Raw genomic sequence first — 14,615 nt, forward strand, 5'->3', positions numbered from 1 at the left:
GAACCGGATTTCGCGCCGCTGGAAAACGCTCTGGCTTTCAGGCCGCGTGGTCGCGCGGCTCGAACAGGCGATTGCCTGTGCTGACCATGTCGATGACGCGGCCGTGCAGGGCGTGCAGGGTGGAGCGGTGGCCAATGGACACCAGGGTAGTCCGGGGCAGTTCGCGGGCCAGCAGCTTGTAGATCGACGCTTCAAGCCCTTCGTCCATGGCCGATGTCGCCTCATCAAGGAACAGCCAGTCTGGCCGCGCCAGCAAGGCCCGGGCGATGGCGAGGCGTTGTTGCTCGCCCAGCGACAGCGACTGGGACCAGTGCCTGTCCTCGTCAAGGCGATTGACCAGATGCCCGAGTTGCGCCGCCTCCAGCGCCCGCCGCAACTCCTGGTCGCTCCAGGTATCGGCGGCGGAGGGATAGGACACAGCCTCACGCAATGGCCCGATCGGCAGATAGGGCCGCTGGGGCAGCAGCAACAGGCTGGCTGGCCCGCCTTTCTCATCCTGCGGCAGCGCGATGGCCCCATGGCCGAACGGCCAGATGCCGGCGATGGCCCGGAACAGGGTGGACTTGCCAGAGCCGGAAGGACCGGTGAGCAACGCCGTCTCGCCTGGCCGGAACGTCAGCTCCTGCACGCGCACGATCTGGGTTCCATCCGGCAGGTTCAACGCAAGACCGGCGATGTGCAGCGCCCCATCGGCGCCTTCCGCGCGGGCGATGCGGGTGACCAGAGCGTGGCTCTCGTCCTGCCCCTGGCTGTCCAGGGCGCGCGCCGCGTCAACCGAACCGGTGAAGGTGGTGAGACGGTCGACGACGGCCTTGTAGTCGGCGATGGTCGAATAGGCGCTGATGAAAAACGACAGGGAATCGCTGACCCGGCCAAAGGCGCTGGCGGTCTGCTGCATGCCGCCGAGGGTGATCTTGTCGGCAAAATAGTACGGCGCCACCAGCACGTACGGGATGACGTTGGCGATCTGGCCGTAGGCCGCGGTCACCGCCGTCAGCTTCTTGGTGCGGCTGACGATGGCGAGGAAGTTGCCGATGACCGCGCCGAAGCGGCCGGACAGGTGCTGCTTTTCAGCCGGAGCGCCGCCGATCAGCGCCACCTGTTCGCCATACTCACGCAGGCGGGCCAGCGAGAAGCGGAAGTCAGCCTCATATTTTTCCTGCTCGAAGTTCAGGCGGATCAGCGGCTTGCCAACCTTGTGAGTGATCCATGTGGCGAGCACCGCGAAGATCAGCGCCCCCCACAGCAGGAAGCCCGGAACCTGGACGCTGGTCCCGGGGAAGGTGAAGGCGGCCGAGAGCTGCCACAACACCACCGCGAAGGAGGCCAGGGTCGTCACCGACGACAGAAGACCAAGGAACAGCGTCATGGTGCGCAGGATGAAGGAATCGATGTCCTGCTGGATGCGCTGGTCGGGGTTGTCGGCGCCGTGCCCCAGCAGCTGCATGTGATAGTGGGCGTTGTGATCCAGCCACTGGCCGACGTAACGCTCGGTCAGCCAGGTGCGCCAGCGGATGCGCATGTAGGATTTCAGCGCGTACTGGTAGATGGCGGCGACGATGTAGATCACCGCCCAGAACAGGAACACCGTGAACAGCAGGCTCCAGAAGCTGGCTGCGTCCTTGTTCTGGATGGCGTTAAACCAGTCGCGCGAGAAATAGGACAGGCGCACGTTGATCGCCACCAGCGCGAATTCGATGGCGATGATGACGGCGGCGAAGATGAGGGCCAGCACGCGTTGCTGCACGGCAAAGGCCGGCAGCGGCCAGATGCGCGCCGTGGTCAGCTCGCGCGAGGTGAAATAGGGCAGCGTCAGACGCCAGATATCGGCAAGGGCCTGTTTCAGTCCGTGCATGGGTTCCGCCGGCTCGCATGGGTGGGCGCATGTGGACGCGCGAACGGCGCTCCGCCGCAGGTCGCATGCTGCAGGACGCCCGCCAGCCGAAGCTGGCCGGACGCGGGAATCATCGGAAGTCCGGCCAACGCAGATCATGCGCGCCGTCTCCATGGAAGGCGGGCCAGCCATGCTCCCGGCAACCGGAGCGCGCGACAGATCCGCCGAAGTCCCGCGAAGGGGACCGTCACCGCAACCTATGCGATCTCACGGTCAATCCTCCGTTAAATTTTGGTCATTGTGCGCCAGGGACGTTCCGGCGCCAGAAAGGCCGCCAAAAACGAAAAAGCCGCGCGCTCCAGAGTGGGAGCGCGCGGCCAGAATCATGTCAACGCCGGGGCGCGCCCCGACCGGCTTCAACCGAAGTTGTGCCAGAAAATGGCGACGCAAGCGACGATGGCGAAAGCCAGCGACCAGAACACGCCCGCGATTGGGCTGTCGACTTCATCATTATTGCTCATGGCTTCACCCCCTGGAGCATGTCCGGACCAAAGCGGGGCCTCACAAGGACATGCGTCAAAACAACAAGACGGAACGGTTCCGCGCCACGCGGCGCCAAAACGCTCCCGGCTTCCGCGCAACTCCCCACCCCCAGCGACGGCGACGTTGCGAGGCGGAATTGCGACCGACAAACGGACAGGCGCGCCAGCGATAGCCGGAACGCTCCATGTCTCCAGTCCTAGAACATCATCCCCGAAAGGGAAACCGCTTTTGCCAAACATCCCCGCGCGCGGTCGACGCGGCGGCGGCTGTCGCCCCATGGCCGGAAGCGCGCCGCACGAAAAAGGGCTCCGGAAAACTCCGGAGCCCCGATGTCGCCGGTCCGGCGCGGGCCGGACCGTCTGAGCTGGCTGGATCAGAAGTCCATGCCGCCCATGCCGCCCATGCCGCCAGCCGGCATCGCCGGAGCCGCATCCTTCTTCGGAGCGTCAGCGACCATGGCCTCGGTGGTGATGAGCAGACCGGACACCGAAGCGGCGTCCTGAAGGGCGGTGCGGACAACCTTGGCCGGGTCAACGATGCCGGCCTGGAGCATGTCGACATACTCTTCGGTCTGCGCATTGAAGCCGAACGTGGCGCTGTCCTTGTTGTCGGTGATCTTGCCGACAACGATCGAGCCTTCAACGCCGGCGTTTTCGGCGATCTGGCGGATCGGAGCCTCAAGGGCGCGGGCAACGATGGCGATGCCGGCGCGGATATCAGCGTTGTCCGAGGTCAGGGCCTGCACAGCGGCGCGGGCGCGCAGCAGGGCGGTGCCGCCGCCCGGAACGATGCCTTCTTCCACCGCAGCGCGGGTGGCGTTCAGGGCGTCGTCAACGCGGTCCTTCTTTTCCTTGACTTCGACTTCGGTCGAGCCGCCAACGCGGATGACCGCGACGCCGCCAGCCAGCTTGGCCAGACGCTCCTGCAGCTTCTCACGGTCGTAGTCCGAAGAGGTCTCTTCGATCTGGGCCTTGATCTGGGCGACGCGGGCCTCGATCTCCTCGCGGGCGCCGGAGCCGTCGATGATCGTGGTGTTTTCCTTCTCGATGCGGATGCGCTTGGCGCGGCCCAGCATCTCAAGGGTGACGTTTTCCAGCTTGATGCCGAGGTCTTCCGAGATGGTCTGACCAGCGGTCAGGATCGCGATGTCCTCGAGCATGGCCTTGCGACGATCGCCGAAGCCCGGAGCCTTGACGGCCGCAACCTTCAGGCCGCCGCGCAGCTTGTTGACCACCAGGGTGGCCAGAGCCTCGCCCTCGACGTCCTCGGCGATGATGACCAGCGGCTTGCCGGTCTGGACGACAGCCTCGAGCACCGGCAGCAGGGACTGCAGCGACGACAGCTTCTTCTCGTGGATCAGGATGTACGGATCTTCAAGGTCCGCAACCATCTTCTCGGCGTTGGTGATGAAGTACGGCGACAGGTAGCCGCGATCGAACTGCATGCCCTCAACGATTTCGACCTCGGTCTCGGCCGTCTTGGCCTCTTCAACCGTGATCACGCCCTCGTTGCCGACCTTCTGCATCGCATTGGCGATTTCCTCGCCGATGAAGCGGTCGCCATTGGCGGAGATGGTGCCGACCTGGGCGATCTCGGACGAATCCTTGACCTTCTTGGCGCGGGCGGCGATGTCCTTGATGGCGGCGGCGGTAGCAAGATCAATGCCGCGCTTCAGGTCCATCGGGTTCATGCCGGCGGCGACAGCCTTGGCGCCTTCCTTGACGATGGCCTGGGCCAGCACGGTGGCGGTGGTGGTGCCGTCGCCAGCCTTGTCGTTGGTCTTCGAGGCCACTTCGCGCACCATCTGGGCGCCCATGTTCTCGAAGCGGTCAGCCAGTTCGATTTCCTTGGCGACCGAAACGCCGTCCTTGGTGATGCGCGGCGCGCCGAACGACTTCTCGATCACGACGTTGCGGCCCTTCGGACCCAGCGTCACCTTCACGGCGTTGGCGAGGATATCGACGCCGCGCAGCATCTTTTCGCGGGCTTCACCGCCGAATTTCACGTCCTTGGCAGCCATGTGCTTGCTCCTGTTGTCGGGACCTCCCGCCGATACCTGCGCCGGATCCAGATCCGTCGCGGCTCTGGCGGAGCCCTGAATTCACTGTTTGGAAAAATCGGAGAACATCCGGCCGGCCCGGAAGCCGGCCCCATCACGCTGGCTGGAAATCAGCCGATGACGCCGAGGATGTCCGATTCCTTCATGATCAGCAGGTCTTCGCCGTCGATCTTGACCTCGGTGCCCGACCACTTGCCGAACAGCACGCGATCGCCAGCCTTGACGTCGAGAGCAACCAGCTTGCCCTGCTCGTCACGCGCGCCGGCGCCAGCAGCCACGACCTCGCCCTCCTGGGGCTTTTCCTTGGCGGTGTCGGGGATGATGATGCCGCCCTTCGTCTTCTCTTCGCTCTCAATGCGACGGACGACGACGCGGTCATGCAGCGGACGGAACTTCATGGACCATTCCTCTTGATAGAAGCGCGAAACGCGCGTGGTTCGAATGGGGTCGTTAGCACTATACGAACGTGAGTGCCAACGCTGGCCGGGAGATAGGCGTGGGCCCGCGGGGTGTCAAGAAGCGCGCCACGGGGTCCGGAGCATTTTTCTACGGCGCCATGGCCTTCCCACCCCCGCCAGTTGTCCCCGTCAGCCCGCGAGCAGCGGCAACCGCCCGGAAAAACCCGGCGAATGTCATGACGGTTTACCAAACGCGGGCAATGCGCCATGTTTCGCCCGAAGCTTCCGCGCATATGCGTGAGCGACAGACAGCGCAGGGGCAGACATGACCGCCAGCCAGCCCGGCAACCCGCCTGCCAGCCGCAGGGACGCTTCCTCCGGTCCTGGAACCATATGCGCCTGCCTTCAATCGCGTATGACAGCCCGGGCGCTGACCCGCATGTATGATGAGGCGTTGCGTCCCACCGGCCTCAAGGTGACGCAACTGTCGCTGCTGGCGGCGATCGACCGTGGCCTTACCGGCTCGATCAGCGCCCTGGCCGATATGCTGGCCCTGGAGCGAACCACCCTCACCCGCAACCTGCGATTGCTGGGCGACGCCGGGCTGATCGCGCCCCGGGCCGGCGGCGGCCGCGCCGTCGCCCACGAACTCACCGACGCTGGCCGCGCTGCGCTGGCGCGGGCGACGCCGCTGTGGCGCAAGGCCCAGGACGCGATCGAAACAGGCATGGGATCCGGGGCCTGGCTGGAAGCGCGCGACAGCCTGCGCGCCTTGCGCCGCGTCGCCCGCGCCCAGTCCACGCCCCAGGAGGCATCCCGGGAAGCGCCTCGCGAGACGTCCCTGGAGATGCGCAACGTCGTGGCGGAGCGCAGCGCGCGGACAACGGCCCGGCGCTAGGGCGCCCCCGGGAAACGCGGAGCCCAAGCCGCGTGGAAAAATGAGACCAGTCAATGGGGTAGAAGGCGCTCCGGCCGGAACCGTCTGGTCAACCGGAGTGCGCTCATAACCAGGGGAACCGTTCCACGGCAGGATGCTGGCGAAACAGACCGGAACAGCGTCCCGACAGCATCGTCACAATTCCGCTGCCGGGAACCGCCAGCATCGCCATTGCATTATCCTGCTGGGGGAACAGGCCGGCCTGCGCTCCCACTGGCGCGCGTTCGTTTCCGGGGAGGATCACGACTCCGGCAAGATCGCGACCCGACGCCAGCCCCTGATCCTGCGCGCTTCCCGCGAAAGCGGCTTCAGCCTGGCGGAAAGCGTCGCGTTCACGTTGAGTGGAGGCGCCGATGCCCATGCTGATGCCGATGCCGGTCAGAACCGGTCAGAAGGCGGCGCTGGATGCGCAATCCCATCGGCGCCCGGCGGCGCGAGGGGCCGTCGTTATCGCCATGGCGCTGCTGGCGGCGCCCTTCGCGGCCCAGGCGCAGGATTATGGCCATGGCGTGCGCCGCGCTCCCCCGCCCGGCTACTGGCGCGGCGGCGCGCCGGCGCTGGATGGTCAGCAATATGGCTATTGGGTTGATGACAGCGACGCCAGGCCACGATCCCAACGGCGCTCACGCGCCGCTTCCAGGGAGCCCCAGCAACTGGACGATCAGGGATACTGGGGCGGCGACGTCTATGGCGGCGAGGCCATGCAACAGGAGGTCGCGCCGCGCTTCCGCCGCCAGACGGCGGCCTATTCCGGCGGCCAGCCCGCCGGCACGATCATCATCGATACGCGCAACAAATACCTGTATCTGGTGCAGGGTGGCGGCATGGCCATCCGCTACGGCATCGGCGTTGGCCGCGAAGGCTTCCAGTGGCGGGGCAGCCAGCGCATTTCCATGAAGCGCGAATGGCCCGACTGGCGTCCCCCGGCCGACATGCGCCGGCGCCGGCCCGACCTGCCGCGTTTCATGGCCGGCGGCCCCGACAACCCGCTCGGCGCCCGGGCCCTGTATCTGGGCTCAACGCTGTATCGCATCCACGGCACCAACGAGCCCAACACCATCGGCCAGAACGTGTCCTCCGGTTGTATCCGGCTGACCAATGACGATGTGATCGACTTGTATTCGCGGGTCAGCGTCGGGGCAAAAGTCGTGGTGATGTGACAGGGGGCGCCCAGGCTGGCGTCCAAGCCCGGCTTCCGGGCCCGGCGTCCAGGTCGGGCGGCCAGGTCGGGCGTGCTTGAAGATCGCTGCCTGCGGGCAGGGCCCTCCGCTATCCTTTACCCAGAGTTGCGAAGCGGGGGCGGCGACATGAGATGGCCGGGCGTCCTGACACATGCACGAAAACGCGCCAGATCACTGGGCCACATCGACAGGCCGTCCGCGCCAGACGATCTCGACAGCGATCTGATCCTTCAGACGCTGAGGGAACATCGCATTCACTATGTTCACGGGTCACGCACGCCCTCGCTGCCGGGCGTGGCGCAACACGAGGGCCTCCTGTCGGCCCTGGGACTGCATGGAAAATACCCCAATCCCGATGATGGAGAATGGCTCCCGACCGGCGAACAGTTTTTTACCCGATATGCGCTGGACCTTTATTTCAGCGGCCAGGAGTTGCAGCTTGAGGATGAGTGCAATCTGCATGGAGTCAGCCTCCATGCGACGCCGGAATACGCCAAATCGTGGTGGTTCTACGCGAACCACCGCGCAAGCGCGAATACACACAAGGTTCTGTACGGGGTGAGAGACGTCGACGTCAGGTATATCGCCGGCATAAGCTATCGACATCACTATGCGACTGACATCATTCCGGCAGACTCGATCAAGGCCGTTTTTGTGGCCCCATCCAGAGTGGCGGGCATAAAGGCCGATCTGGAACTGGCGGGCTACCCGGAGATGGCTGCGAAAATCACACGGATTGTCAGCCCGCGCTCCGCCAGGGTTCCGATGCGAAGACACAGTATCCCGGCGACATGTTCAATCCGCGACGGGCTGTTTGCTGGATTCTGAAACGCCAGGGTCCAATCCGTGCAGCGCGCTCGCGACCATGCGAAGCGATGGCGCGCAATGGCAATGCGCGCCATCCCCACCCTGCCCGCGGGGCTCCGGAGCTTACGCCCAGTCGTCGTCGCCGAAGCCGCCGTCGTCCCAGGACTGGTCATCGTAAGACGGATCGTCGTAGCCAGCGTCCTGATAGCTGGCGTCGCTCTGGCTATCGTTCTGGCTGTTGTCCGCCTTCTGGTCGCTGGCGGCGCCCTTGCTGGCGTCATCCGGCTGCGCATCGGTCTTCGCCGTCTCGGCCGCCTTGTCGACCGGCGTGGCGTTGGCGGCGGACGAGCCGCCCATCATGCCCTTCACCGCGTCGAACAGCAGGGCGCCGCCCGCGACGCCCGCCGCCGTGGTCAGGGCGCCGCGCAGGAAGCCGCCGCCAGCCGGGGCCTGCGGCTGCTGCTGCCCGCCCCACGGCCCGGCGCCCTGGCCGGGCTGCGCGCCGCGCGACCACGGGCCGCCGGGCAAAGGACCACCCGGTATGGGACCGCCCTGCGGTCCACCTTGGGTGCCGCCGCCAAAGGCAGGATTCTGGGCGCCGGCAGCCTGAGGGCCGGCTGGCTGGCCGAAGCCGCCCGGCCGCCCCGTTGGCGGCACGCTGCCGCGACCGCCAAACAGGCCGGAAAGGAAGCCACCGGAGGAGCCAGGGGCAGCGCCCTGGTTCGACGCCTGCTGCGCCTGTTCGCGCGCCAGTTGCTCCTGTGCCCTGCGGGCCTCGTCCTCAAGCCGCTGGACGCGCTGCTCCAGTTCCTGATTGCGGGAGGACAGCTGCTGCACCGCCATGTCCTGGACATAGACGGCTTGGGCGAGCGCATAAGGCGCATAGGGCTGGCGGGCGACCAGATCAGCGATATAGCGCTCCGCCTCAGGGTCGCGCGGGTTGTTCGCCGCCTCTCCGAGGCGCCGGAAAATCCCGTCGATGACCTCACGTTCCTGCGGATCCATATACGTCTTCTCCTGATTGCCCACCGCTTCCTGCGAGCGGCCATGGATGACATGGGGACGGTTTCCCGCGCGCGCCAGAGGCGTCAGCTGAACTTTTCATCGTCTGGCCAAGGCTTGGCGAAGGGCGCCAGCCTGCCGTGGGGGCTCGCGATGGCCTGGACAAAATACCTTGCTGCGTCACGCATCCGCGTGTGCAGAATGATTCCAAAGTGCTAAAACCGGCAATATCGAAGCCGGCGCCAGCTTCGGCCAAATAAGGAAAATACCATGATCGCGCATCCGTCCCCCCGCCTCCGCCAGACCGACAACACCCGGCGCCGCGGCGGCCCTGGACTGGCGCGCCTCATGGGCGCCGCGTTGTCCCTGGCGTTCATCGCGGGCCTGCCCGTGATGGCGCGAGCGGAAACCGCCGCGCCGGCCGCCGCCGGCTCCGCCGAGGCTGGCGAGAAGGTGTTTCTGAAATGCCGCGCCTGCCACCAGATCGGCGCGGGCGCCAAACATCTGGTCGGTCCGGAGCTGAACGGGGTGATCGGCCGCAAGGCGGGAACCGTGGCCGGCTACAGCTTCTCCGACGCCATGAAGAATTCCGGCCTGACCTGGGACGCCGCCACCCTGCGCGACTACCTGAAAAACCCGCGCGCCAAGGTCACCGGCACCCGCATGATCTTTGTCGGCCTGCCCAAGGACAAGGACATCGACGACCTGCTGGCCTATGTCGGCCAGTTCGACGCCGATGGCAAAAAGAAGCCCTGACATCAGGAAGCCCTGACCTCTTGCGGGAGCAAAATCCGTTGCCACGGCGCTGGATGTTTGCTTCCGTTTTCCGAACACATGCGTTGTCCAGCCTGTATTGAACAACGCTTCCGAGAGGAACGCGCCGATGCCGCAGCAGACCGCTCCGCGAAACCCTCCGCAACAGCCCCGCGTCGGACTGTTCGTCACCTGCCTGGTGGACCTGATGCGGCCATCCGTAGGGTTCGCCGCGGCGAAACTGTTGCAGGACGCCGGCTGCCATGTGGAGGTTCCAGCCCAGACCTGTTGCGGCCAGCCAGCGTTCAACTCCGGCGACCGGGCCACGGCGGCAGATCTGGCGCGGGCGATGATCCGGGCGTTCAGCCATCTGGATTATGTGGTGGCGCCGTCGGGCTCCTGCGCCGGCATGGTGCGGCGACACTATCCGGAGCTGTTCGCCGACGATCCGGACCTGCGCGGCAAGGCCAACGCCTTCGCTGAAAAGACCTGGGAGCTGACCAGCTTCCTCGTCGACGTCATGGGCGTCAGCGACGTCAACGCCAGCTTCGACGGCGTGGCGACCTACCATGACTCCTGCGCCGGGTTGCGCGAGATGGGCGTGCAGGCGCAGCCGCGCAAGTTGCTGGGCTCGGTGCGCGGGCTGAAGCTGGTGGAGATGGAAGGCTCTGATGTCTGCTGCGGCTTCGGCGGAACCTTCGCGGTGAAATACGGCGAGATCTCCAACGCCATCGTCAGCGAAAAGGCGGCGCGGATCAGCGAATCCGGCGCGCCCATGGTGCTGGCCGGCGACCTTGGCTGCCTGATGAACATGGCCGGCAAGCTGTCGCGCCAGAACAGCGCCACGGCGGTGCGCCATGTGGCCGAGGTGCTGGCCGGCATGGACGATCTGCCGCCGATCGCCGCGCCGGCGGCCCCGGCCACTGGCAAACCGGGAGCAGCCTGAGATGACGGCGGCCATCACCTCCCCCGCCTTCCGTGAAAACGCCCACCAGGCGCTGGAAGACAAGCAGTTGCAGGCGGTGCTCGGCACCATGCGCACCGGTTTCTCGGTGAAACGCGCCGAAGCCGCCGCCGCCCTGCCCGAGTTCGAGGCGCTGCGCGACAGCGCCCGCGACATCAAGAATCATACGCTCGCCCATCTCGATCTTTATCTGGAGCAGTATGAAGCGAAGGTGACCGCCAGCGGCGGCCATGTGCACTACGCCCGCGACGCCGCCGAGGCGCGCCGCATCGTCGCCGACATCTGCCGGGATCTCGGCGCGAAAACGGTGACGAAGGGCAAATCGATGATCTCCGAGGAGATTGGCCTCAATGATCATCTGGAGCGCGAAGGCTTCACGCCGGTCGAGACCGATCTGGGCGAATACATCATCCAGCTGCGCCATGAGACGCCCTCGCACATCATCGCTCCTGCGTTCCATCTGAGCGCCGCCCAGGTGGAGCAGGATTTCCGCCGCGTCCACACGCAACTGCCGCCGGAGCGCGATCTGTCCGAACCGGTGAGCCTGCTGAACGAGGCGCGGCAGATGCTGCGCCAGCATTTCCTCGCCGCCGACGTGGGCATTACCGGGGCCAATTTCCTCATCGCCGAGACCGGGACATCGGTCATTGTCACCAACGAGGGCAACGGCGACCTGACCCAGACGCTGCCGAAGGCGCACATCGTGCTGGCCTCGCTGGAAAAGCTGGTTCCGACCCTGGATGACTGCGCCCAGATGCTGCGGGTGCTGGCGCGCTCGGCCACCGGGCAGGACAGCTCGGTCTACACCACCTTCTCCACCGGTCCGCGCCGCGCCGGGGACGCGGACGGGCCCGGAGCCTATCATGTCGTGCTGCTCGACAACGGCCGCACCGGCATGCTGGGCACCTCGTTTCAGGAGATGTTGCGCTGCATCCGCTGCGGCGCCTGCATGAACCATTGCCCGGTCTATCAGGCGGTCGGCGGCCACGCCTATGGCTGGACCTACCCCGGCCCGATGGGCTCGGTGCTGACCCCGTCGCTGATCGGCGTCGAGAAGGGCGGCCACCTGCCCAACGCCTCCACCTTCTGCGGCCGGTGTGAATCGGTCTGCCCGGTGCGCATTCCGCTGCCGAAGCTGATGCGCCACTGGCGCGAGAAGGAGTTCGAGCGGCATCTGACGCCGGCGACCACGCGCTCTGGCCTCGCCCTGTGGGGCTTCTTCGCCCGCCGGCCTTGGCTGTATCGCCAGGCGACGCGCCTCGGCGCCGCGACGCTGGCGCTGGCGGCGCGCGGCAGGGGCAAATTCGCCGCTTTGCCCTTCGCCTCCGGCTGGACCCAGGGACGGGATTTCCCGGCGCCGGAAGGCAGGACATTTCAGGCGATGTGGGCGGCGGAAGCCGGCAAGCGCCGGCGAGCGGGCGGCAAGCCTGGAGCGAAGGAACAGAACCCATGACGGCTCGGGACGAAATTCTCGCCGGCGTCCGCCGGTCGCTGGGCGTCACCGGCCATGAGGAGCCGCGTCGCCAGGCGGTGGCCGACCGGCTGGCCCGGCCGGAGCGCGGCGTCGTGCCGGCGCGCGGCCAGAAAACCGGCGCGGAAGCCATCGCCACGTTCCGCAAATACGCCGGGGCGGTGCAGACGTCCGTGACGATCGTCAGCGGGCCGGAGCAGGTTCCGGCCGAGACGGCGCGCTGGCTGAGCGCCAACAATCTGCCAGCCCGGCTGCGCATGGGCGCGGATGCGCGCCTCGCCGCCATGCCATGGGACGCCACGACGCTCGACGTCAGCCATGGGCCCAGCGCCGGTACTGATCTGAACGGCGTCAGTCACGCCTTCGCTGGCGTCACCGAAACCGGGTCGTTGATCCTGCTGTCCGGGCCGGACAACCCCACCACCATCAACTTCCTGCCGGACAACCACATCGTGGTGCTGGACAGCGCCGATCTGGTTCCGGCGCTGGAGGATGTGTGGGCGCGTCTGCGCGCCGAAACGCGGAGCGACCCGTTGCCGCGCACGGTCAACATGGTGACCGGGCCATCACGCTCCGGCGACATTGACCGCACCATCTTTCTGGGCGCGCACGGACCGCGCGCCCTGCATGTCATCGTCATCGATCCGGACATGGCGGTCTGAGCGCATCTGGCGGAACCGGCTGGCCATGCTCACGTTATGATTAAGTGAGAGGAGGCTGCCATGAACGACAACAAACCAGGCGCGGGACCCAAACCCGGGCCGGAGCGGTCAAAAGAACGGGCGCACGAGGAAGCGGAACTCGACGAGTCCATTGATGAGAGCTTTCCGGCCAGCGACCCCTCGTCGGTGACGCGCGCGCCGCGCGACCAGCGCTACGCCATCAAGCCGCCGAAAGAGGGCGCGGACAGGAAAACCCCGGCGCATCCAGGCCCCGAGGCCTGAAACGCCTGAAAAGACGCCCGGTCTGCCAGATGCCGGCGCACCGGCAGATGGGCCGGCGGCGTGGTGACGCGCTTGATGAACGCAAAGCCAGGGACTGTCCGGCGGAACGCCGCCGGAGGGTTGCTCTGGCTTTTGTGGCTTGACGTCCAGCCGCCGTGGCCGCGCGAATGGCAGGCCTGGCGACAGATGGCGTTGCGCGCCTGCGGCATTGGCGCGCGACCCGCTTGACCGAACCGGCGTATTATACAATAAGTAATTGAGATAACTTCACTTTTTAACAATTCTAAAGAACGCGATGATCGTCTGTTCCTGTAATCAGTTGACCGACCGCCAGGTGCTGGATTCGCTGACGGGCGAAGTGGCCACGCGTCCGCGTTCGCCAGGGCAGGTCTATCTTTGCCTTGGCTGCAAACCGAATTGCGGTCGTTGCGTCCAGCAGATCCGGCAGATGTTTTCTGACATCACCAGCGGCGCCGGCGCCTGCCAGATTGGCTGCGCCGTGTGCCCGGGCGAGGCCGCGCACGCCGCAGCAGCAACGCCGCCTGTCCAGGCCGCGCCAGCGCCTGACTGGCGCCATGGAAGCGTTGGGCCGCGTCGCCAGCTGGTTGTTCCGGAGGACCAGAGATTCTGCGCCTCCCACGCCTGTGGCGCCGCATGCGTCGATCACGGCCATGGCGATACGGCGCGGCCGGCCAATGATGATGACGGCGACCGGACGCTGATGGCGGCTGAGTAGCCCGCGCCGCTCCTGTCCGCGCACACCGCATCGCTGTCCTCGCGGTTGCCCAGCCGGATTGAGCTGCTTTTTTTGGCCCTGTTGACGACGGAACAACGTGGATGCCCGCAACATGCGCGGGCATGACGCGGTGAGGAACGTGGGAGCGGGTGCAACGCCCCCTTCCCGCTTCCCCTGCCACTCCCCCTCGCGCTATCTTGGCGCGAATCCGACCCCACATTTCCCCAGTTATTGCCCTGCACGGGCGGATTGGCGTCGCGCCTGTCAGTGGGCCGGGCTCTGGCCTGGATTCTCCTGCCTGGTTTCATGGCGCATCCTGCCGGGCAAGATCAGCCTGACGCCGCATGGCGAGAGACTGTTATCCGCGAAACGCCCCCCAGGAGCGCGCCAGCCCCTTGCTTCGGAACGCATCCGCATCTAGATTAGAACAATCCTAAACAAGGAGCCCCCGATGAAAGGCGACCAGAAGGTCATCGAGTATCTCAACCGTGGCCTGCGCAGCGAACTGACCGCGATCAACCAGTACTGGCTGCATTTCCGCATCCTGGACAACTGGGGCCTCAAGAAGCTCGCCCAGCAATGGCGCAAGGAATCAATCGAGGAAATGCAGCATGCGGACCGGTTCACCGACCGCATCCTGTTCCTGGAAGGCTTCCCGAACATGCAGGTCCTCGATCCCCTGCGCATTGGCCAGACCGTCACCGAAATCCTGCAGGCAGACCTCGCCGCAGAGCTGGACGCCCGCGCCCTCTACCAGGAAGCAGCGTCCTATTGCCTGGAGGTGAAAGACTACCCGTCGCGCGACCTGTTCGTCGAACTGATGAAGGATGAGGAAGGGCATATCGACTTCCTCGAAACCCAGCTCGACCTGGTCAACCGTCTCGGCGAAGCGCTGTACTGCCAGCACCACATGGGCGGCCTGGACGAAAGCGGTTCGGACCACTGACGCCAGATCGCGAGGATGCCGGCGCATTCACGATCTGAAA

The 14,615-nt window shown here is 66.1% G+C and carries 15 protein-coding genes and 1 pseudogene; 11 read left to right on the forward strand and 5 right to left on the reverse strand.

Going from position 1 to position 14,615, the window contains the following annotated elements:
* Positions 1-37: 37 nt before the first annotated feature.
* The 3 genes from IE243_RS14830 to groES form a co-directional block, all read right to left on the reverse strand.
* Positions 38-1,855 carry an ABC transporter ATP-binding protein/permease gene (locus tag IE243_RS14830; RefSeq protein ID WP_191320171.1) on the reverse strand — a complete coding sequence of 606 codons (1,818 nt, stop codon included), beginning with the start codon at positions 1,853-1,855 and terminating at the stop codon, positions 38-40.
* Between the two features lie 895 nt (positions 1,856-2,750).
* Positions 2,751-4,397: a chaperonin GroEL gene (gene groL / locus IE243_RS14835; protein ID WP_191320172.1), complete on the reverse strand. Its 1,647-nt coding sequence runs from the start codon at positions 4,395-4,397 to the stop codon at positions 2,751-2,753.
* 149 nt (positions 4,398-4,546) lie between these two features.
* Positions 4,547-4,834, reverse strand: a complete 288-nt coding sequence (groES, locus tag IE243_RS14840) for a co-chaperone GroES (protein ID WP_132010087.1) — start codon at positions 4,832-4,834, stop codon at positions 4,547-4,549.
* A 415-nt stretch (positions 4,835-5,249) separates the two neighbouring features.
* Between groES and IE243_RS14845 the strand changes: the two genes are divergently transcribed.
* Positions 5,250-5,732 carry a MarR family winged helix-turn-helix transcriptional regulator gene (locus IE243_RS14845; protein WP_244643193.1) on the forward strand — a complete coding sequence of 161 codons (483 nt, stop codon included), beginning with the start codon at positions 5,250-5,252 and terminating at the stop codon, positions 5,730-5,732.
* A 103-nt stretch (positions 5,733-5,835) separates the two neighbouring features.
* Here IE243_RS14845 and IE243_RS14850 read toward each other — a convergent pair whose 3' ends face one another.
* Positions 5,836-6,132, reverse strand: a complete 297-nt coding sequence (locus IE243_RS14850; RefSeq protein ID WP_191320174.1) for a hypothetical protein — start codon at positions 6,130-6,132, stop codon at positions 5,836-5,838.
* Between the two features lie 94 nt (positions 6,133-6,226).
* On the opposite strand from IE243_RS14850, the gene IE243_RS14855 reads away from it, so the two are divergent.
* Both IE243_RS14855 and IE243_RS14860 read left to right on the forward strand, forming a co-directional pair.
* The gene (locus tag IE243_RS14855; RefSeq protein WP_452101186.1) at positions 6,227-6,931 is read left to right on the forward strand and encodes a L,D-transpeptidase; all 705 of its coding nucleotides are present in this window, start codon (positions 6,227-6,229) and stop codon (positions 6,929-6,931) included.
* Positions 6,932-7,078: 147 nt separating this feature from the next.
* Positions 7,079-7,780, forward strand: a complete 702-nt coding sequence (locus IE243_RS14860) for a hypothetical protein (RefSeq protein WP_191320175.1) — start codon at positions 7,079-7,081, stop codon at positions 7,778-7,780.
* A 102-nt stretch (positions 7,781-7,882) separates the two neighbouring features.
* Here the strand turns inward: IE243_RS14860 and IE243_RS14865 are convergent, their stop codons facing one another.
* Positions 7,883-8,764, reverse strand: coding sequence for a DUF2076 domain-containing protein (locus IE243_RS14865; protein WP_191320176.1), 882 nt, complete (start codon positions 8,762-8,764; stop codon positions 7,883-7,885).
* Between the two features lie 267 nt (positions 8,765-9,031).
* Between IE243_RS14865 and IE243_RS14870 the strand changes: the two genes are divergently transcribed.
* The 8 genes and pseudogenes from IE243_RS14870 to bfr all read left to right on the forward strand — a co-directional run bounded on the left by IE243_RS14870 (position 9,032) and on the right by bfr (position 14,575).
* Positions 9,032-9,517: a c-type cytochrome gene (locus IE243_RS14870; RefSeq protein ID WP_373301695.1), complete on the forward strand. Its 486-nt coding sequence runs from the start codon at positions 9,032-9,034 to the stop codon at positions 9,515-9,517.
* Positions 9,518-9,644: 127 nt separating this feature from the next.
* Positions 9,645-10,460 carry a (Fe-S)-binding protein gene (locus IE243_RS14875; protein WP_191320177.1) on the forward strand — a complete coding sequence of 272 codons (816 nt, stop codon included), beginning with the start codon at positions 9,645-9,647 and terminating at the stop codon, positions 10,458-10,460.
* 1 nt (position 10,461) lies between these two features.
* Complete coding sequence (locus IE243_RS14880) at positions 10,462-11,931, forward strand: LutB/LldF family L-lactate oxidation iron-sulfur protein (RefSeq protein WP_191320178.1); 1,470 nt, start codon at positions 10,462-10,464, stop codon at positions 11,929-11,931.
* Positions 11,928-12,611: a LutC/YkgG family protein gene (locus IE243_RS14885; RefSeq protein ID WP_191320179.1), complete on the forward strand. Its 684-nt coding sequence runs from the start codon at positions 11,928-11,930 to the stop codon at positions 12,609-12,611. Before IE243_RS14880 ends, IE243_RS14885 begins: the two co-directional genes overlap by 4 nt.
* 60 nt (positions 12,612-12,671) lie before the next feature.
* On the forward strand, positions 12,672-12,893 hold the full coding sequence (locus IE243_RS14890) for a hypothetical protein (RefSeq protein ID WP_191320180.1): 222 nt from the start codon (positions 12,672-12,674) through the stop codon (positions 12,891-12,893).
* A gap of 295 nt (positions 12,894-13,188) precedes the next feature.
* Positions 13,189-13,335, forward strand: a pseudogene (locus IE243_RS23515) ((2Fe-2S)-binding protein); the annotation flags it as partial.
* A 6-nt stretch (positions 13,336-13,341) separates the two neighbouring features.
* Positions 13,342-13,629: a hypothetical protein gene (locus IE243_RS14895; RefSeq protein WP_244643200.1), complete on the forward strand. Its 288-nt coding sequence runs from the start codon at positions 13,342-13,344 to the stop codon at positions 13,627-13,629.
* A 451-nt stretch (positions 13,630-14,080) separates the two neighbouring features.
* Positions 14,081-14,575, forward strand: a complete 495-nt coding sequence (gene bfr / locus IE243_RS14900) for a bacterioferritin (protein WP_191320182.1) — start codon at positions 14,081-14,083, stop codon at positions 14,573-14,575.
* Positions 14,576-14,615 lie beyond the last annotated feature (40 nt).

Origin of the sequence: Camelimonas fluminis, assembly GCF_014656355.1 — a bacterium.
GTDB classification, from domain to species: Bacteria; Pseudomonadota; Alphaproteobacteria; order Rhizobiales; family Beijerinckiaceae; genus Camelimonas; species Camelimonas fluminis.